The following is a 17,626-nucleotide window of genomic DNA, read 5'->3' as shown; positions in this document are numbered from 1 at the left end:
CGCAGGCCCGCAGGACGCGGCGGACCGGTGCCGCCCGGCCGTCTGGGAGGATCGGCGGTCGTGAGTCCCGCTCCCGCGTCGGCGTCCCCGGCCGATTCCGACCTCGTCCGTGCCGCTCGCGGCCTCCCGGTGAGCCGCACGCCCGTCTGGTTCATGCGCCAGGCCGGGCGCTCGCTGCCGGAGTACCGGGCCCTGCGCGCCGGCACGGCGATGCTGGCGGCCTGCCAGGATCCCGACCTGGTCACCGAGATCACCCTGCAGCCGGTCCGCCGTCACGGGGTGGACGCCGCCATCCTCTTCTCCGACATCGTGCTGCCGCTGGTTGTCGCCGGTGTGGACATCGAGATCAAGCCGGGCATCGGGCCGGTGGTCGCCGACCCGGTGCGCACCGTCGCCGACGTCGACGCGCTGCCCGACCTGGCGCCCGAGCAGCTCGGCTTCCTCCAGACGGCGGTGCGCTCGCTGGTCGCGGAGCTCGGTCCCACGCCGCTCATCGGCTTCGCCGGGGCGCCGTTCACCCTGGCCACCTACCTGATCGAGGGCGGTCCCTCCAAGGAGCACGCCCGCACGAAGGCGTTCATGTACGCCGAGCCGGAGGCGTGGAGCCGGTTGCTGCAGCGGCTCTCGGCGTCGGCGGCGACCTTCCTGCGCGCCCAGGTGGACGCCGGGGCGTCGGCGGTGCAGCTCTTCGACTCCTGGGCCGGCGTGCTGTCGGCCGCCGACTACGCCGAGCGGGTGCTGCCGCACTCGCGCGCGGCGTTCGACGGGCTGGGGGAGCGGGACGTCCCCCGGATCCACTTCGGGGTGGGCACCGGGGAGCTGCTGCCGCTCATCGGCGAGGCCGGGGCCGACGTCGTGGGGGTCGACTGGCGGGTGCCGCTGGACGAGGCCGTGCGGCGCGTGGGCCCCGACCGCTCCCTGCAGGGCAACCTGGACCCGGCGGTCCTGCTGGCCGACCGGGCGACGGTCGACCGGGAGGTGCGCCGGGTCGTGCGGCAGGCGGAGGCCGCCCGCGGCCACATCTTCAACCTCGGGCACGGGGTGCTGCCCGAGACCGACCCGGACGTGCTCACCCACGTCGTCGAGCTCGTCCACGAGCTGACCACGCGATGACCCGGTCCCGGCTCGTCGTCGTGGGGGCCGGCATCACCGGGCTGGCCGCAGCCTTCGAGTGGCGCCGCAGGCGTCCCGACGACGAGATCGTCGTGCTCGAGGCCGGTGACCGGATCGGCGGGAAGCTGCACCGCATCGAGCTGGCCGGGCACTGGTACGACACCGGGCCCGAGGCGATGCTGGCCCGCGTGCCCGAGGCGATCGGCCTGGTCGAGGCCCTCGGGCTGGGGGACCGGCTCGTCGCGCCGGCCACCACCCAGGCGTCGGTCGTGCTGCCCGACGGCCGCTTTCCGCTCCCGGCCGGCACCGTGCTCGGCGTGCCGGCGTCGGCGGACGGGCTCGACGGCGTCCTCTCGCCCGCGGGCGTCGCCCGGGTGCGGGCCGAGGTGGAGCTGCCGCCGCTCGCCGTGGACGGCGACGTCGCGGTCGGCGGGCTGCTGCGCGAGCGGCTCGGCGACGAGGTGGTCGACCGGCTGGTCGAGCCGCTGCTGGGCGGTGTCTACGCCGGTCGGGCCGACGAGCTCTCCCTGCAGGCGACCATGCCGGCGCTGTTCGCCCACCTGCCGGGCGCGGAGTCGGTGCTGGCCGCGGCCGCGGCCGCCCGGGAGGCGGGGAACCGGAGCCGGGGCGACGCCGACGGCCCCGTGTTCCAGACGGTCGACGAGGGCATCGGCGCGCTGCCCGCGGCGCTGGTGGCAGCGGCCCGGGCCGAGGTCCGGCTGCGCACCCCCGCGCACGGGATCCGGCGGACGCCCGCGGGGTTCGAGGTGTCGGTCGGCCCGGCGGGTGCGCCGGAGGTGCTGCGCGCCGACGCCGTGCTGGTGACCGCTCCCGCCGGCAAGGCGGCCCGGCTGCTCGCCGACGTCGCCCCCGGGGCGGTGCAGCCGCTGCTGGGCATCCCGTACGCCTCGATGGCCGTGGTCGCCATGGCCTTCCCCGCGCAGCCCGTCGACGCCGGCAGCGGGCTGCTCGTGCCGCCGGTCACCGGGCGGCTGGTCAAGGGCGTCACGGTCTCCTCGGCCAAGTGGCCGCACCTGGGCGGGGACGTGCTCCTGGTGCGCTCGTCGGTGGGCCGGTTCCGCGACGAGGGCGAACTGCAGCGTGGCGACGACGACCTGGCCGCCGCGGTGGTGGCCGACGTCGCCGATCTGCTGGGGCTCTCCCGCCCGGAGCCGCTGGAGACCGCCGTCGTCCGCTGGGGCGGTGGCCTGCCGCAGTACCTGGTCGGGCACCAGGCGCGCGTGGACGCCGCCCGCGCGGCCGTCGCGGAGGTCCCGGGACTGGGCATCGCGGGGGCCGCGTTCGGCGGGGTGGGCATCCCCGCGTGCATCCGCGACGCCCACCGGGCACTCGACGCGCTGACCTGATGCCCCGTCCCGCCCGTGGTGCGGACCACGGCCGACCGGGGCATCACCGGTGCCGCCGCGGCGTTGGAAGTCCGGTGAGCACGATCCACCGCCACGACCAGTTCCCCGTCACCCCCGTCCGCTGCCTGCGCCACCACGTGTGGATGGCCGCCTGCCCCGACTGCCGCGACGCCCACCGCACGCCCGCCCACCGCACACCCGGCGCGCGCACGCCCGCTCCCCGGCGCGGTGCCGCGACCGCGGAGGAGGCCACCGGCTGAGCCTCCGGTTGCCGGGGCCGCCGTCGCAGCACAGGGTCGGAGCATGACCGGCACCTTCGTCCGTGGCCTGGCGGCCGGTGCTCTGGGCACCGTCGTCCTCGACGCCGTCAACTACCTCGACATGGCTGCGCGCGGGCGCCCGGCGAGCACGGTGCCCGAGCGCTTGGTCGATGCCGTCGCCGCACGGGCGGGACGGGAGATCCCCGGCCGCGGCGCCGCCCGCGACGCCCGGCGGACCGCGCTCGGCGCGCTCGCCGGCACCGTGAACGGCCTGGGCGTGGGTGTCCTGGCCAGCACCGTCCGGTCCCTGGGGGTGCGGTTCTCCGCCCCGGTCGGAGCGGCGCTGGCCGGGGCGGCGTCGGCGGCGGTCACCGACGGCGCGGTGGCCGCCCTGGGCGTGGGCGATCCGCGTACCTGGTCGGGTGCGGACTGGATGGCCGACGCGGTTCCGCACCTCGCGTACGGCAGCGCGGTGCAGGCGGTGCTGGAGGCGGTGCCCACCCCGAGCGAGCGGACGGCTCCGCGCGCCCCGGCAAGGCCGGGCCTGGTCCTGCGTGCGGCGGTGCTCGGGCTGGCCGCCGGGAGCCGCAGCTCGCTCGGCTTCGCGGCGCCGGTGCTGACCGCTCCGGCCAGCCGCGGGGCCGTCGGCCGGATGTCCAGCGCGAAGAAGGCCTTCGCGGCGGCCGGGGTGCTGGTCGAGGTGGTCGCCGACAAGCAGTCGGGCATCCCGCCGCGCACGGAGCCGGCGGCGCTGGTGCCGCGGCTGTTCGCCGGTGCCGAGGGCGCGTGGCGACTGGCGGCGCGGGAGCTGGCGAACGGCGCCCTCCCCGTGGTGGCGGGGGCCGCCGGCACGCTGGCCGGCTCGTTCGGCGGCCTGGCCTGGCGGCGGTGGGCGGCGGAGCGGATGCCCGACACCCAGGCGGCCTTGGTCGAGGACGGCGTCGCGCTGGCGCTGGCCGCGCTCGCCTGCCTGCCGGGACGCACCCGCCGGCACCTGTCGGTGATCCCGAGCACCTGAGCCGCCCGGTCCTCGCGTCGTCCGCGGCGCGGAGGAAGATGGGGGCATGAGCGAGCAGCAGGTGGACGAGCGGAGCACCGGCAAGCGGGCCAACGAGCTCAACGCCACCATCCGGTACACGATGTGGTCGGTGTTCCGGCTGGCGCAGCCCTTCGGCGACGAGCAGCGGTCCGCCGCCGCCGACGAGGCCACCGCGCTGGTCGAGGAGCTGGCCGGCAAGGACGTCGTCGTCCGCGGCACCTACGACGTGAGCGGGCTGCGGGCCGACGCCGACCTCATGGTCTGGTGGCACTCCTCGTCGGCCGAGGCGCTGCAGGACGCCTACACCCGCCTGCGCCGCACCGCCCTGGGCCGGCGCCTGGAGCCGGTGTGGTCGCAGATGGCGCTGCACCGGCCGGCGGAGTTCAACCGCAGCCACATCCCGGCCTTCCTGGCCGACGAGGAGCCGCGGCGGTTCGTCTGCGTCTACCCGTTCGTGCGGTCCTACGAGTGGTACCTGCTGCCCGACGAGGAGCGGCGGGACATGCTGAAGGAGCACGGCATGCAGGCCCGCCCCTACCCCGACGTGCGGGCCAACACGGTGGCCTCGTTCGGGCTGGGCGACTACGAGTGGATGCTCGCCTTCGAGGCCGACGAGCTGCACCGCATCGTCGACCTGATGCGCGACCTGCGGGCCAGCCGCGCCCGGCGGCACGTGCGCGAGGAGGTGCCGTTCTACACCGGCACCCGCAAGCCGGTCGCCGAGCTGGTCCGCGACCTCGCGTAGTGAGCCCGGCGGTCGGCGTCGCGGGGGCCGGAGGCCTCCCGACGCCGACCGCGGAACAGCTCAGCGCAGCCCGGCCGCGGCACCTGGTCGCGGTGTGATCCGGAGGATCGCCGTGTCAGAGCACGGCTCCTGGCCGCGGTGTGGTCCGGAGGATCACGATGTCGTAGCGGGCTGCAACCTGATGCTCACCGAGTTGATGCAGTAGCGGTCGCCGGTCGGCGTCTGCGGGGCGTCGTCGAACAGGTGGCCCAGGTGGCTGTGGCACGTCGCGCACAGCACCTCGGTGCGGATCATGCCGAAGCTTCGGTCCTCGCGGAGGATGACGTTGTCCTCGGCGGAGGCCTCGTAGAACGACGGCCAGCCGCAGTGCGAGTCGAACTTGGTCTCCGAGCGGAACAGCTCGGCGCCGCACGCGCGGCACTCGTAGACGCCGACGGTCTTGGTGTCGACGTACTCACCGGTCCAGGCGCGCTCGGTGCCGGCCTGGCGGAGCACCGCGTACTCCTCCGGGGACAGCTGCGCCCGCCACTCCTCATCGGTCTTGGTGACCTGGGGCTTCTCGGGGGAGGTCGTCATGCCAGGTCGAACGAGCCGCGCCGCAGCACCATTCCCGGTGCTCAGCGGCCCAGGCCGGCGTCGCGGGCGCGCACGATCGCCTGCGCCCGGTCGGTGACCTGCAGCTTGCTCAGCACGTTCGACACGTTGTTGCGCACCGTCTTGGGGGAGAGGTAGAGCGCGGCCGCGATCTGCGCGTTGGACCGCCCGGCGGCGACCAGGTCGAGCACCTCCCGCTCGCGGGCGGTCAGCTGGGGGAACGCCGATCCGGGGCCGGCCGGCCCGGCGGCGAAGAAGTCGGTGATCCGCCGGGCCAGCGCCGCCCCGAACACGGCGCCGCCGGAGGCCACCGTGGTCACCGCCCGCACGACCTCCTCCTGGTCGGCGCCCTTGAGCAGGTAACCGCGGGCCCCGGCGCGGACGGCGGCGAACACGGTGCCGTCGTCCTCGCTCATGGTCAGCACGACGACGCCGACCGACGGCGACTCGGTGGTGATCCGGCGGGTGGCCTCGATGCCGTCCAGCCGCGGCATCTGCACGTCCATGACCACGACGTCGGGCTGCTCCTCGCGGGCCAGCGCGACCGCGTCGATGCCGTCGGCGGCGGTGCCCACGACGAGCAGTCCCGGCACCGAGCCCAGCAGCATCGCCAGGCCGTCGCGGTACACCGGGTGGTCGTCGACCACCACCACCCGCAGGGGCTCCTCGGACGAGGTCATCACCGGGTCCTCTCCACGGGCAGGATCGCCCGCACCACCGTGCCGCCCTCGTCGGGGCACTCCACCGTGCACCGGCCGCCCAGTTCCGCGGCCCGCTCCCGCAGCGATACCAGGCCGACGCCCGCGGGTGCCGCAGGATCGATCCCGGCCCCGTCGTCGGCGACCCGGAGGACCAGCGCCCCGTCGTCGTCACGGTGCAGCGAGACGGTGGCGGAACCGGCCCGGGAGTGCTTCGCCACGTTGGCCAGCGCCTCGGAGGCGATCCGGTAGGCGGCGACCTCCACGGCGGCCGGCAGCTCGTCGGCACCGGGACCGGCGGTGACCGAGACGGCGACCCGTGGCGCGAGGAGCCGATCCGCCTGCTGCCGTACGGCACCGGCCAGGCCGAGGTCGTCCAGCGCCGGCGGCCGCAGGTCGTGCACCAGCCGGCGGACGTCGGCCAGGGCGCCGGCGACGTCGTCCCTGACCGCGCGCAGCAGCCGGTCGCCGTCCTCCGCGCGCCCCGCGGAGGTCAGGTTGCGGGCGGTGTCGATGCGGAGGACCACGGCGCCGAGGCTGGGGCCCAGCCCGTCGTGCAGATCCCGGCGCAGCCGGCGCCGTTCCTCCTCGCGGGCGGCCACCAGCTCTTCCCGGCTCCGCTGCAGCTGGGCGGCGAGCGAGCTGGCCCGGGCGGCGGCCGCAGCCTGGCGCACGACGTCGGCCAGCAGCCCCTCGTCGCGGGTGACCAGGTGCGCCCGGACGCCGTCCCTGGGCAGGAGGAGCCGGCCGACCTCCTCGCCGCGGTAGGCGATCGGGAGGGACTGGACCGCCGCCGGGCGCCGGCCGTGCTCGGCCACCAGCCGCTCGCCCCCGGCGTGCTCGACCTCGACGCCGACGTAGGGCGACCGGAACGCCTCCGCGACCGCCGCCGCGATCGCCACGAGCTGCGCCTCGACGCCGTCGGACCGCTCCAGCCGGGCCGCGAGCTGGGAGACCACCCGGTAGGGATCGTCCCGCTCCCCGAGGACCCAACGCCGGACGAGGCGCCACAACGGGGCCCGGAGGGGCACGTAGACGGCGGCGACGAGCAGCAGCGTCAGCAGCGTGGCATCGCGCTCGCCGAACCGGTCGCCGAGCAGCGCGCCGGCTCCGGCCAGCACGGCCAGGTCGAGGAGGACCACGCCGATCCCGAGCACGCCGTAGACGACGGTGCCGCCGAGCAGCCGGTCGATGTCGACCGCCCGCGGGCGCAGGATGCCGAGGGTGACCGCCGTCCCGGTCAGCGCGACGGCGACGGAGAGCGCCGCGGTGCTCGTCCCGCCGGGCAGGAGCAGCGTGGACAGCATCACGAGCACGTCGACGACGGCCGCCCAGAGCAGCCACCGCATCCGGCGGCGCTGCTCGCCGTGGGCCCTCCGGTACCGCGCGACGACCGCGGCGGCCGGCACGGCGACGCCCAGCAGCGCGAGCGGGAAGGCGATCCGGAGCAGCGGTTGCGCGACGTCCGGCGGGATCGGCAGGGTCGTGAGGTCCAGGTCGAGCCCGGCGTAGACGTCGGGCGTGCCGGTGCCCTCCCGGGAGTAGGCCACCTCGGAGGGGACGACGAGCAGCAGCGCCGGCAGCAGCGCGCTGGACACGAGGCTCGCCACGGCCAGGCGGCGCAGCCGGCCGGTGGGCAGCCGGCCGTCGGGGTAGAGCAGCAGGAGCAGCGGCAGGCCCAGCAGCAGGAAGGCGCCGAGCCGCTCCACGGTCCACGAGGCGAGGCTGGCACCGGGGAGGGGAGGGTCGCTGCGCAGCGCGTAGGTGAGCCACGACTCGGCCAGACCGTCCGTGGCCCAGAGCACCGCCGTCCCGGCGACCACCCACGAGAGCGCGTTGCGCGGGACCCGGGTGAGCAGCAGCCACGCGGGGGCGGCGAGGGCGAGCCCCGGCAGCGCGACGACCCAGCCGAGCTCGGCGCCGGGGCGGGCGGCCCGCGCGACCTCCGGGGTGACCGCGTCGAGGACTGCTGCCGCGGCCGTCGAGCCGAGCACCACCGCGACGACGAGCCAGGCGGCGACCCGCGGGCGGCGGCGCGCTGGGGAGGGGGCGACGTCGCCCGCCGGGGTCCCCGCGTCGGTGGACTCGGCCACCGGGATCCTCGCCTGCACGCGCAGATACTGGCCGTCCGGTGTCCCGGACGTCACGAGGCCGGTGTCCCGTATTTCCCGGGACACGCTCCGGGACCGGATCGGGGGCGCGCGGCCCTGGGTGCCCGGGACGCCGCCCCGAGACGGTTCTCCCAGGCGGTGCACAGGGCACCGCACGAGACCACGGGAGACGAGATGTCGCTCAGCACCACCCCCGCCCCGGCCCGCACGGACCTCAACACGCCCGCCGGCGGCGTCCCCGGCGCCTCCGCGAGCCTGGTCCGACGCGCCGGGATCGCCCTCTCCGCCGGCGCCGGGAGCTGGGCGGTCGCCTGCGCGTTCCTGGGTACGACGCCACCCGCCGGCACCTGGCAGGCCACCGTCGTCAACCTGGCCGCGGTCGCCTTCCAGATCGGCCTGGTGCTCCTCGTGACCGTGCAGATGCGGACCGGTGCGATCGGCACCGGCCGCCTGGCCCGGCGGATCCTGCACGTCGAGCACGGCCTGCTCGCGGTAGCGATCGTGTCCTCGCTCATGTGGGCGCTGACGCCCGGGCTGTACGACACCGGGTTCTTCTTCGTGATCGACCTCTTCTGGCCGCTGTCCATGCTGGGCATGGCCGCGCTCGGGGTCCGCATCGCGATCGCCGGCCGCTGGACGGGCGTCGCCCGCTTCTGGCCGATGGTCGCCGAGAGCTGGGCGCCGGTCACCGTCCCGACCGCCTTCCTGCTGCCGGCGATCACCCAGTACGTGGGTGCCGCGCACCTGCTGATCGGGTACGTCGCCCTGGGCGTCATCCTCGCCACCCGGCCACACCTCACCGGCGCCCGCGCCTGAACCGCCGACGGCGCCCCGCCCCTCCGGGGAGGCGGGGCGCCGTCGCGTCCGGGACCGGGAGAGACTGGGGGAGTGACCTCCGCGCCCCAGCCGCCCGACGGCGTCCTGCCCGACGTCTGGTTCACCCGAGACCTGCCCGTGCTCCGGGCGATCGCCCGGCTGGTCGACGAGCCCAAGCACGGCGGCGCGCCGTACCTGCTCGGCTCCGTCGTGCCGGGGAGCGGGCTGCCCAAGGCGGAGGTCATCGCCGCGGCGAAGGCGCTGGCGTCCGCGGGGTACATCGAGCCGCTGACCAACCACGCCGGCGACATCGTGCGCATCACGGCGATCTCCCCGGAGGCCCGGCGGCTGGCCGGGCTCTGGCCGACCCCCCAGGGGGAGTGGGAACGGCTGCTCGAGCAGCTCGCTACCCGGGCGGAGAACGCCCCGACCGAGCTGGAGCGGCAGCGCTGGCGGGCCTTCGCCGACGCGGCGGCCGCGGTCGGCGAGCACGACGGGGCCCTGCTCATGTCCGCGCTCATCGGTGGGTACGTGCCGCGGGCCCGCTGACCGGCGGCCCGGCCCACGAACGACAGCGCCCCCCGCCCGGAGAACCGGGCGGGGGGCGCTGTGCTGATCAGACGATCAGAGCGGGGTGACGTTCGCAGCCTGCGGGCCCTTCTGGCCCTGCTCGATGTCGAACGCGATCCGCTGGCCTTCATCGAGCGAGCGGTACCCGCTGGACTGGATGGCCGAGTAGTGGACGAAGACGTCCGGTCCGCCGCCGTCCGGGGTGGCGAAGCCGAACCCCTTCTCCGCGTTGAACCACTTGACAGTTCCTTCGGGCATTGCTCGCTCCTAGCTGAGGTGGTACATCGGGGTCCTGCCATAGCGCGGGGCCTTCCCGACGTCCTCACCCTAGCCGTCGATCGGGGGATGAGGACACCGGTGCCGCAGAACTGTGACCTGGGACTCTTCTCCGGGCCGGTCGTGAGGGCACCCGGGCCTCAGAGCAGGTGGCCGGGCTCCTCCGGGAACGCGGGGGCCACCCGGCGTCCGCGGCGGCTCCACGCCGGCCCGTAGGCGCCCACCGAGTACGGGCTGCGCGCGGAGGTGGCGGCCGGCAGGGCGAGGGGCTCGGCGCGCCACGAGCGGACGCCGAGCGGCCGGTCGACGAGGAACGCCGGAGGCGCCGGGGGGTGCAGCCGCGCGGCCACCACCGGGGCCCAGCGGCGCAGCCCCAGCTGCCCGGCCAGCAGCACGGCGAGGACGATCGAGACGGTGAGGAACGCGTCGGTGACCGCGGTCGCCACGTCGAGGGCGGTGATCCGGGCCCAGCCGACGCTCTCCAGCTGGTGACCGACGATCTCCACGACGACGTACAGCACGCCGTACGCCAGCAACCAGATCCTCACCCGTGCTCCTCCGCCGTGGTCGACACCTGCATCGACCACCGCTACCCCCGGCTGGAGCGCCCGGAGCCGCCCGGGGGCCGGCGCTCACCCGTTGGGGGGACGGGCGCCGCCCCCGCGGCGGAGCAGGCCGGCGACGTGGTCGCGCAGCGCGGCGACCGGGCGGTCTTGCGGCTTTCCTGCGGTTCTCTCGGCGCCGCCGTGCGGCTGCTCCCCGACGGTGGGACCTGCCGGACGGATCCGGCGCACCACCGATCCAGGAGAACCGCCATGCACCCGCTCGTCGCCTCGCCCGTGTCCTCCCGCGTCGCCGCCCCGAGCGGCGCCGTCTTCCTCCGCGACGTCGACGACCTGCACGACGCCGACCTGGACCTGGTCCTCGCCGACCGGCTGGCCGAGTCCGCCGACGCGCTGCGCGCCGCGGTGACCGCCGCCCAGCTGGCGCAGGAGATCTCCCAGCGGGGCCCGCTGCCGGTGCACGCCCTGGGCCCGGCCGCGCACCGGCTGGCCGGCTGACCGGGCGGGCGCACGCTCACCGGCTCCGGTCAGCCGACCGGGGCAGGACGGGGCGTGGCCGCCAGGACGACGTGGCGGGCCCCGCCGCCCGGACGGGCGCACCGCCCGCCATCGGCGGGCGGTGCGCAGTGGTCAGGAACGGCCGGTCCGCGGCGGCTGGTAGGCCCGCGGCAGCCGGAACCCGCGCTCCGCGAGGATCTCGCGCAGCAGGTCGGGCCGGTCGGTGATCAGCCCGTCCACCCCGATGCCGATGAGGTGTTCCATGGTGGGGCGGTCGTTGACCGTCCACGGGACGACGTCCATGCCGGCGGCGTGCGCGGCGTCGACGAGCTCCGGCGTGGTGAACGGCACGTACCCCGCGTCGGCGACCGAGCCGCCCTGCGGCGTGCCGTGCACGGGGGAGACCGCGTCGGCACCGAAGGAGGCGGCCGCGGCGACGTAGGCCTCCTGCAGGGAACGGCCTTCGGTCATGAAGTCGTCGATGTCGATGCCGCCGAGCCACGGGGAGGCGCCCGGCTGGCCGGCCTGCAGGAACTGCTGACCGTTGGTGAGCGCGACCACCGGCAGCTTCGGCGCGACCTCCCGCATCTGCATCAACGCGCCCCAGTCGAAGGACTGGATGGTCACGTGGCGGGCGACCTTCGCCCGCATCACGAGGTCGGCGACCACCTGGACGAACTGCTCGCGGGGCGCCGTCTCGTGCGGTGCTCCCGCCTCCACCTTCGTCTCGATGTTGAACGTCACCTGCCGGGCCTTGTAGGCCCGGACGAGGTCGAACACCTCGGACAGCAGGGGCATCGGCTCGCCCGGCGCCAGCTCCTGCTCCGGATGGGCGGGGTGGCGCTGCGACCCGCAGTCCAGCGTGCGCACCTGCGCCAGGGTCAGCGTGTGGACGTAGTCGCCGACGTAGGGGAACTCGGGGTCGCCCGGGGTGGCCGGCCCGGTGTCCTGGCACTTGGTGGCGGAGATCTGCCGGTCGTGGGTGACGACGGCCTGCTGGTCCTCGGTGATCTGGACGTCGAGCTCGAGCGTGCTGACCCCCAGTTCGAGGGCGTTGGCGAAGGCCGGGAGGGTGTTCTCCACGGTGAGCGCGAGGCCACCGCGGTGCGCCTGCAGGTCGAAGTCGCGCGGGGACTGGGCGGCGGCCGGGGCGGCGGTCGCCACGAGGGCCAGGAGGGCGGGGACGGCGGTCAGGGCCAGGAGGGGTCGTCGCGGGGACGACGGGAGGAGTGACATGGGGTGAGTCGACCGCACCACCGTGACCTCCTCGTGACCTCCAGGGGGCGACTCGCCGTGCACCGGCCCACCAGCAGGAGCGGGGCGCGGAGGCGCGCCGCGACGGCGGGCGGCCGAGGCCGCACGGACGCGTTCCCGGGAGGCGGCCGCGCTCGCGGCCGCCTCCCGGGAGCCGGTCAGGCCGGGGTCAGGTCTGTCTGGTGCAGGACGTTCCCGGCGACGTCGCGCAGCTGCACCGTCATCGTGCCGCTGCCCCCGTCGACGCGCACGTGGCCGACGAACTGCAGGCCGTCGCTGGGCGGCTGGTTCGGGCGGTCGGCGGCCCGGTTGAAGACGACCTGCGGGCCGAAGGTGGCGTCGAGCTCGTTCGGGCCGAAGGTGCCGGCGTGCAGCGGGCCGGACACGAACTCCCAGAACGGGTCGAAGTCGGTGAACGTCGCCCGTGCCGGGTCGTAGTGGTGCGCCGCGGTGTAGTGGACGTCGGCGGTGAACCAGACGACGTTGCGGACCCCGTGCCGCTTGAGGTCGGACAGCAGGCGGGCGATCTCCAGCTCCCGGCCCGCGGGCAGACCGGGGTCGCGGTTGGCGATGCCCTCGTGGTTCACCGGACCGTCCGGCACGACCAGCCCGATCGGCATGTCGGAGGCGATCACCTTCCACAGGGCCCGGGAGTTGCGGAGCTGCCGGGCGAGCTGGCCCAGCTGGCTGGTGCCGAAGATCCGGGCCTCGGGGCCACCCTGCGCCAGGTTGGGCGAGTTGGGGCCGCGGTAGGTGCGCAGGTCCAGGGTGAACACGTCCACCAGCGGGCCGTACGGCAGCACCCGGTCGATCCGCTTGCCCCCGATGGGCATGTACTCGAGGAACGCCCGCCGGCCGCGGGCGGCCAGCGTGTCGACGTCCTTGACCGTGTACCGCTCGTCGGTGAGCACCTCGCCCGGGTACCAGTTGTTGGTCACCTCGTGGTCGTCCCACTGGACCAGTTGCGGGACCTCCGCCGCGAAGCGCCGCACGTTGTCGTCGAGCAGGTTGTACCGGTACTGGCCGCGGTACTCGTCCAGCGTCTCGGCGACCTTGCTCTTCTCCGGGGTGACCACGTTGCGCCAGACCGTGCCGTCGGGCAGGACGACGCGCTCCTCCAGCGGTCCGTCGGCGTACACGCTGTCGCCGGAGTGGATGAAGAAGTCCGGGGAGAGCCGGCGAACCGCCTCGAACCCGGTCATGCCGCCGGTGTCGGGGTTGATGCCCCACCCCTGGCCGGCGACGTCCCCGGACCAGGCAAAGCTCACGTCCCGGCGGTCGCCCGGGGCGGTGCGGAGCCGACCGGTCAGCGGCTCGCTGGTCTGCCCCGCGTCGTGCTCGGCGAAGCTGACCCGGTAGAACAGCTCGGTCCCGGCCGGCAGGCCGGAGAGGAGCACCTTGCCCGTGTGGTCGGTGTGCGGCCCGACGTCGACCGACCACCGGCCACGGGGCGTGCGGAAGTCCTCGGTCGCCGCCACCTCGACCACCATGCGCGCGGGGCGGTCGGTCTTGGACCAGACGACCGCCGAGCGCGCGGTGACGTCCCCGCTCTGCACGCCCCAGCGCACCTCCGGCCGCGACCGGGCCAGGCCCGGCGCGGCGAAGGCCCGGGGGGCGGGGCCCAGCACGGTGCCCGCCCCGATGCCGGCCCCGACCACGGCGGCGGCCTGCAGCAGGCGCCTCCGGGTCAGCGCGGCCTCGGCCGACGAGCCGTCCAGGGAACTCGATGATCCGGTCACGTGTGCCTCCTCGACGTGGGGTGTCCGGCGGACAGCGTCGTGTCCGGGGAGGACGCCGGGAGGACGGCATGGCGACCCGCAGAGGAGCATCCGGTGAACGCAGTGACCGCCGGCTCCGGGGAGGCGCTCGGGGATCAGTCCCCGGTGGCGGCGGTGCGGCGGGCGCGGCTGGGCTGCACCCTCATGGGCTCGCCCGGCATCTTCGGGTAGTCCGGTGGATAGGGCAGGTCGCCGAGGCCGTCGTCGGCGGCCTGGCGCTCGGCCAGCTCCAGCAGCGGCTCGATGCCGAAGGCGTGCTCGGCCAGCCCGGCGTGCTTGTCACCCACGGCCGCGAAGCGGGCCGGCATGCTCAGCACGTCGAAGTCGGTGGGGTGCACGTCGGGCAGCTCGTCCCAGTCGACCGGCGCGGAGACGGGGGCGTGCGGCCGGGGCCGGATCGAGTAGGCGGACGCGATCGTGCGGTCCCGGGCCATCTGGTTGTAGTCGATGAAGATCTTCTCGCCGCGCTCCTCCTTCCACCAGGACATCGTCACGCGGTCGGGGAGACGGCGTTCCAGCTCGCGGCCGAAGGCGATCACCGCCCGGCGGACGTCGGTGAAGGTCCAGCGCGGCTGGATGGGCACGTAGACGTGCACCCCGCGGCCGCCCGAGGTCTTCGGCCACCCCTCCATGCCGAACTCGTGCAGCAGCTCCCGCACGTGCGGCGCCACCCACACCGCGTCGGAGAAGTCGGTGCCCGGCTGGGGGTCGAGGTCGATGCGGATCTGGTTCGGCGACTCGACGTCGGTCTTGTCCACCGGCCAGGGGTGGAACGTGAGCGTGCCGAGGTTCGCGCACCACGCGACGACGGCGACCGAGTCCGGGGCGATCTCGTCCGCGGTGCGCCCGCTGGGGAAGGTGATGTGCGCGGTCGGCACCCAGTCCGGGGCGTTCTTGGGCACCCGCTTCTGGTAGAACGCGTCGCCGTGGGTGTCCGCCCGCGTGGCCATCTTCGCGTCGGGGGAGTAGCCGCCGGGCCAGCGCTCCAGCGTCGTCGGCCGGTCCTTCAGCGCGAAGAGGATCCCCTCGCCCACGGCGAGGAAGTACTGCACGACGTCGATCTTGCGGATCCCGCGATCGGGGAAGTAGGGCTTCTCCGGGTTGGACACCCGCACCTCGTGCCCGTCGACGTCGAGGACGACGGCGTCCTTGCTCGTGGCCATGCAGCTGCTCCGCTCGCTCCGGGGCCGACGAGTGTCACGCCGGACAGGTCAGCCCGTCCATGGGGGGCGCCAGGTCGATGAGGTAGGCGTTGATCGCCCCGGTGACGCAGTCGGTCTTGGGGTAGGCGGTGTGGCCCTGCCCCTCCCAGGTCAGCAGCACGCCGTTGTCGAGGTCCTCGGCGAGGTCGACGGCGCCGGCCAGCGGGGTCACCGGGTCACCGGCGTTCCCCGCGACGACGATCGGGTTGCTGCCCTCGGCGTCGCGCTCCGGAACCGGGGTGCGGTCGGCCTCCCACACCGAGCAGGTGAACAGCCCGGCGGCGGAACCGGCGCCGAAGAGCGGGTACCGCTCGCCCCACTCGGCGGCGAGCTGGCGGACCCGGCTCTCCTCCACCGTCTCCTCGGTGTCGGCGCAGTTGATGGCCACGTTGGCGTCGAGGAGGTTGGAGTACGACCCGTCCTCCAGCCGCCCGCTGTAGTCGTCGGCCAGCGAGAAGAGCGCCCGGGCGTCGCCGTCGCGGGCGGCGGCGAGGCCCTGCGCCAGCTGCGGCCACGACGCGGTGTCGTAGAGCGCCGCCTGCACCGCGGTGAGGACGACGCCGGGCGTGGCCTGGCGGGTCTCGCCCTCCTCGCTGCTCGGGATCGGCGCGGCCTGTGCCTGTGCGAGCAGGTCCTCGAGGAAGCGCCGGGGGTCGTCGCCCAGCGGGCAGCCGGCGATCAGGCCCCGGCAGTTCTCGGCGAAGGCGTCGAAGCCGGCCTCGAACCCGGCGGCGCTGGCCTCCGCCTCGGCGATGGCGTCGTCGTCGGGGTCGACCGCGGCGTCGAGGACCATGGCGCGCACCCGGTCGGGGTAGAGCTCGGCGTAGGTGGAGCCCAGCGTGGTGCCGTAGGAGTAGCCGAGGTAGTTGAGCTGCTCCTCGCCCAGGGCCTCGCGCAGCCGCTCCATGTCATGCGCGGTGTCCACGGTGTTGAACGTGCCGAGCGCCTCGCCGTACTCCTCGGCGCAGCCCTCGGCGATCTCGCGGGAGAGTGCGAAGACGCTGTCGAGCTGCTCGTCGGTGGTGGGGCGGGGCTCCGCGGCGATCGCGCGGTCCTTGAGCTCCTTCGGGATGCACTCGACGGGTGTGGACAGACCCACGCCGCGCGGGTCGAAGCCGACGACGTCGAAGCGGCGCAGCACGTCCTCGGGGAGGGTGAGCGCCAGCCCGATGGCGGCGTCCGCGCCGGAGCCGCCCGGTCCACCGGGGTTGACCATGAGGGAGCCGATGCGGTCGGTCTGCCCGGCCAGCACGGCGCGCACCAGGAAGAGCGGCAGCGTGGCGCCCCCGGGCTCGTCGTAGCTGATCGGCACGTCGGTGCGGCCGCACTCGAAGGCGATGTCGCGCTCGCTGCCGGGCTGGCCCTCGATCAGCGGCTCGATCTGCGCGTCGCAGTCGGTCCACTCGATCGGCGCCGCCTCGGGCTCGGCCGGGGCCGTGGTGGTCGCCGCCGGTTCCTCGGCGCTCTCCCCGAACGACGTGCAGCCGCTCAGCGCGAGGGGCAAGGCCAGCAGCAGGCCGGACGCGGCGGCCGGGAGGCCTCGGTGCAGACGCATGATCACGAGCATAGGGACCTTTCTGCCCCCCACCGCTCGCACGCTCGGGGCGGGCCCCTGCAGAAAGGCCGCCGCGGAGCACCGTCTCAGCCCTCCAGGACCTCGCCCAGGTCGTAGCGGACCGGCACCTCGAGCTGGTCGTACGTGCAGCTGCGGGGGTCGCGGTCGGGTCGCCAGCGGAGGAACTGACCGGTGTGACGGAGTCGACGCCCCTCGAGCTGGTCGTACTTGATCTCCACGACCAGCTCCGGCCGCAGCGGGACCCACGAGAGGTCCTTCTTCGCGTTCCACCGGCTCACCGCTCCGGGCATCCGCTGCTCGCCGTCGGCCTGCACCTGGGCGTTCGCCCAGTCCTGCCAGGGGTGGCCGTCGAGCGCCTCGGCGCGGTAGGGCGCGAGCTCCTCGACCAGCTCGGCCCGGCGCTTCATCGGGAAGGACGCTGCGACGCCGATGTGCTGCAGCTCGCCGCCGTCGTAGAGCCCGAGCAGCAGCGAGCCGACGATCGGCCCGCTCTTGTGCCAGCGGAAACCCGCGACGACGCAGTCCGCCGTCCGCACGTGCTTCACCTTCGTCATCAGCCGCTGGTCGGGGCCGTAGGGCAGGGCGGCCGACTTGGCGACGACGCCGTCGAGGCCGGCGCCCTCGAAGGTCTCGAACCAGCGCTCGGCGGTGGCGGGGTCGCGGGTGACGCCGGTCAGGTAGACCGGCGCACGGGCGCCGGCCAGCGCGGTCTCCAGCCGGGCCCGCCGGTCGGCGAACGGCGTCTCGAGCAGCGACTCGTCGCCCACGGCCAGCAGGTCGAACGCCACGAACGACGCCGGCGTCTGCTCGGCGAGCAGGGTGACGCGGGACTCGGCGGGGTGGATGCGCTGCAGCAGCGCCTCGAAGTGCAGCCGGTCGCCCCGCGGCACGATGATCTCGCCGTCGACGACGCAGCGCTCCGGCAGGTTGGCCTTGACCGCCGCCACGACGTCGGGGAAGTAGCGGGTCAGCGGGCGCTCGTTGCGGCTGCCCAGCTCCACCTCGTCGCCGTCGCGGAACACGATGCAGCGGAAGCCGTCCCACTTGGGCTCGTAGAACCAGTCGTCGCCGGTCGGCACCTTCGTCGCGGCCTTGGCCAGCATCGGCTTCACCGGCGGCTGCACGGGCAGATCCATGCCGGTCAGTCAAGCAGCACCACCGCACCG

At 75.1% G+C, this 17,626-nt stretch carries 18 protein-coding genes; 8 read left to right on the top strand and 10 right to left on the bottom strand.

Going from position 1 to position 17,626, the window contains the following annotated elements:
* Positions 1-27 precede the first annotated feature (27 nt).
* From hemE to hemQ, 5 genes are all read left to right on the top strand, one after another.
* Positions 28-1,113 (top strand): uroporphyrinogen decarboxylase, encoded by a 1,086-nt coding sequence (gene hemE / locus ACI79Q_RS05765; protein ID WP_456614362.1) that lies wholly within the window; start codon positions 28-30, stop codon positions 1,111-1,113.
* The gene (hemG, locus tag ACI79Q_RS05760; protein ID WP_456614361.1) at positions 1,110-2,480 is read left to right on the top strand and encodes a protoporphyrinogen oxidase; all 1,371 of its coding nucleotides are present in this window, start codon (positions 1,110-1,112) and stop codon (positions 2,478-2,480) included. The genes hemE and hemG overlap by 4 nt, the downstream gene beginning before the upstream one ends.
* Positions 2,481-2,554: 74 nt before the next feature.
* A complete protein-coding gene (locus tag ACI79Q_RS05755) occupies positions 2,555-2,740 on the top strand; it encodes a hypothetical protein (RefSeq protein ID WP_456587782.1) in 186 nt (61 codons plus the stop codon).
* A gap of 43 nt (positions 2,741-2,783) precedes the next feature.
* Positions 2,784-3,758, top strand: a complete 975-nt coding sequence (locus tag ACI79Q_RS05750) for a hypothetical protein (protein WP_456598860.1) — start codon at positions 2,784-2,786, stop codon at positions 3,756-3,758.
* Between the two features lie 46 nt (positions 3,759-3,804).
* Positions 3,805-4,524: a hydrogen peroxide-dependent heme synthase gene (gene hemQ, locus ACI79Q_RS05745; protein WP_456587784.1), complete on the top strand. Its 720-nt coding sequence runs from the start codon at positions 3,805-3,807 to the stop codon at positions 4,522-4,524.
* Between the two features lie 153 nt (positions 4,525-4,677).
* On the opposite strand, the gene msrB is transcribed toward hemQ, so the two are convergent.
* From msrB to ACI79Q_RS05730, 3 genes are read right to left on the bottom strand one after another with little or no spacing between them, the layout of a single operon-like run.
* Positions 4,678-5,100 carry a peptide-methionine (R)-S-oxide reductase MsrB gene (gene msrB, locus ACI79Q_RS05740; RefSeq protein WP_456587785.1) on the bottom strand — a complete coding sequence of 141 codons (423 nt, stop codon included), beginning with the start codon at positions 5,098-5,100 and terminating at the stop codon, positions 4,678-4,680.
* A 41-nt stretch (positions 5,101-5,141) separates the two neighbouring features.
* Positions 5,142-5,798: a response regulator gene (locus ACI79Q_RS05735; RefSeq protein ID WP_456587786.1), complete on the bottom strand. Its 657-nt coding sequence runs from the start codon at positions 5,796-5,798 to the stop codon at positions 5,142-5,144.
* The gene (locus tag ACI79Q_RS05730; protein ID WP_456614360.1) at positions 5,798-7,927 is read right to left on the bottom strand and encodes a sensor histidine kinase; all 2,130 of its coding nucleotides are present in this window, start codon (positions 7,925-7,927) and stop codon (positions 5,798-5,800) included. Before ACI79Q_RS05730 ends, ACI79Q_RS05735 begins: the two co-directional genes overlap by 1 nt.
* Positions 7,928-8,101: 174 nt before the next feature.
* Between ACI79Q_RS05730 and ACI79Q_RS05725 the strand changes: the two genes are divergently transcribed.
* Both ACI79Q_RS05725 and ACI79Q_RS05720 read left to right on the top strand, forming a co-directional pair.
* On the top strand, positions 8,102-8,743 hold the full coding sequence (locus ACI79Q_RS05725) for a hypothetical protein (protein WP_456614359.1): 642 nt from the start codon (positions 8,102-8,104) through the stop codon (positions 8,741-8,743).
* A 72-nt stretch (positions 8,744-8,815) separates the two neighbouring features.
* On the top strand, positions 8,816-9,292 hold the full coding sequence (locus ACI79Q_RS05720) for a hypothetical protein (protein ID WP_456596448.1): 477 nt from the start codon (positions 8,816-8,818) through the stop codon (positions 9,290-9,292).
* 75 nt (positions 9,293-9,367) lie between these two features.
* Here ACI79Q_RS05720 and ACI79Q_RS05715 read toward each other — a convergent pair whose 3' ends face one another.
* Both ACI79Q_RS05715 and ACI79Q_RS05710 read right to left on the bottom strand, forming a co-directional pair.
* Positions 9,368-9,571 carry a cold-shock protein gene (locus ACI79Q_RS05715; RefSeq protein ID WP_014377016.1) on the bottom strand — a complete coding sequence of 68 codons (204 nt, stop codon included), beginning with the start codon at positions 9,569-9,571 and terminating at the stop codon, positions 9,368-9,370.
* 158 nt (positions 9,572-9,729) lie between these two features.
* On the bottom strand, positions 9,730-10,137 hold the full coding sequence (locus tag ACI79Q_RS05710) for a hypothetical protein (protein ID WP_456587790.1): 408 nt from the start codon (positions 10,135-10,137) through the stop codon (positions 9,730-9,732).
* Between the two features lie 267 nt (positions 10,138-10,404).
* Between ACI79Q_RS05710 and ACI79Q_RS05705 the strand changes: the two genes are divergently transcribed.
* Positions 10,405-10,650: a hypothetical protein gene (locus ACI79Q_RS05705; RefSeq protein ID WP_456598859.1), complete on the top strand. Its 246-nt coding sequence runs from the start codon at positions 10,405-10,407 to the stop codon at positions 10,648-10,650.
* Between the two features lie 132 nt (positions 10,651-10,782).
* On the opposite strand, the gene ACI79Q_RS05700 is transcribed toward ACI79Q_RS05705, so the two are convergent.
* The 5 genes from ACI79Q_RS05700 to ACI79Q_RS05680 all read right to left on the bottom strand — a co-directional run bounded on the left by ACI79Q_RS05700 (position 10,783) and on the right by ACI79Q_RS05680 (position 17,596).
* Positions 10,783-11,886: a glycerophosphodiester phosphodiesterase family protein gene (locus ACI79Q_RS05700; RefSeq protein WP_456614358.1), complete on the bottom strand. Its 1,104-nt coding sequence runs from the start codon at positions 11,884-11,886 to the stop codon at positions 10,783-10,785.
* A 176-nt stretch (positions 11,887-12,062) separates the two neighbouring features.
* Complete coding sequence (locus tag ACI79Q_RS05695) at positions 12,063-13,643, bottom strand: alkaline phosphatase D family protein (protein ID WP_456587793.1); 1,581 nt, start codon at positions 13,641-13,643, stop codon at positions 12,063-12,065.
* Between the two features lie 134 nt (positions 13,644-13,777).
* Positions 13,778-14,845 (bottom strand): DNA polymerase domain-containing protein, encoded by a 1,068-nt coding sequence (locus tag ACI79Q_RS05690; protein ID WP_456614357.1) that lies wholly within the window; start codon positions 14,843-14,845, stop codon positions 13,778-13,780.
* A 34-nt stretch (positions 14,846-14,879) separates the two neighbouring features.
* On the bottom strand, positions 14,880-16,439 hold the full coding sequence (locus tag ACI79Q_RS05685; protein WP_456587795.1) for an alpha/beta hydrolase: 1,560 nt from the start codon (positions 16,437-16,439) through the stop codon (positions 14,880-14,882).
* A gap of 86 nt (positions 16,440-16,525) precedes the next feature.
* On the bottom strand, positions 16,526-17,596 hold the full coding sequence (locus tag ACI79Q_RS05680; RefSeq protein WP_456587796.1) for an ATP-dependent DNA ligase: 1,071 nt from the start codon (positions 17,594-17,596) through the stop codon (positions 16,526-16,528).
* Positions 17,597-17,626: the final 30 nt, after the last annotated feature.

Source organism: Blastococcus sp. SYSU DS0828, from assembly GCF_054050975.1.
This window is presented reverse-complemented; position numbering and strand designations above follow the sequence as displayed.

Bases quoted from the DNA above. Each gene is read 5' to 3' on its own strand.
- hemG (WP_456614361.1), top strand. From the start codon at position 1,110: ATGACCCGGTCCCGGCTCGTCGTCGTGGGGGCCGGCATCACCGGGCTG.
- ACI79Q_RS05750 (WP_456598860.1), top strand. From the start codon at position 2,784: ATGACCGGCACCTTCGTCCGTGGCCTGGCGGCCGGTGCTCTGGGCACC.
- hemQ (WP_456587784.1), top strand. From the start codon at position 3,805: ATGAGCGAGCAGCAGGTGGACGAGCGGAGCACCGGCAAGCGGGCCAAC.
- msrB (WP_456587785.1), bottom strand. From the start codon at position 5,100: ATGACGACCTCCCCCGAGAAGCCCCAGGTCACCAAGACCGATGAGGAG.
- ACI79Q_RS05735 (WP_456587786.1), bottom strand. From the start codon at position 5,798: ATGACCTCGTCCGAGGAGCCCCTGCGGGTGGTGGTGGTCGACGACCAC.
- ACI79Q_RS05725 (WP_456614359.1), top strand. From the start codon at position 8,102: ATGTCGCTCAGCACCACCCCCGCCCCGGCCCGCACGGACCTCAACACG.
- ACI79Q_RS05715 (WP_014377016.1), bottom strand. From the start codon at position 9,571: ATGCCCGAAGGAACTGTCAAGTGGTTCAACGCGGAGAAGGGGTTCGGC.
- ACI79Q_RS05705 (WP_456598859.1), top strand. From the start codon at position 10,405: ATGCACCCGCTCGTCGCCTCGCCCGTGTCCTCCCGCGTCGCCGCCCCG.
- ACI79Q_RS05700 (WP_456614358.1), bottom strand. From the start codon at position 11,886: ATGTCACTCCTCCCGTCGTCCCCGCGACGACCCCTCCTGGCCCTGACC.
- ACI79Q_RS05690 (WP_456614357.1), bottom strand. From the start codon at position 14,845: ATGGCCACGAGCAAGGACGCCGTCGTCCTCGACGTCGACGGGCACGAG.
- ACI79Q_RS05685 (WP_456587795.1), bottom strand. From the start codon at position 16,439: ATGCGTCTGCACCGAGGCCTCCCGGCCGCCGCGTCCGGCCTGCTGCTG.
- ACI79Q_RS05680 (WP_456587796.1), bottom strand. From the start codon at position 17,596: ATGGATCTGCCCGTGCAGCCGCCGGTGAAGCCGATGCTGGCCAAGGCC.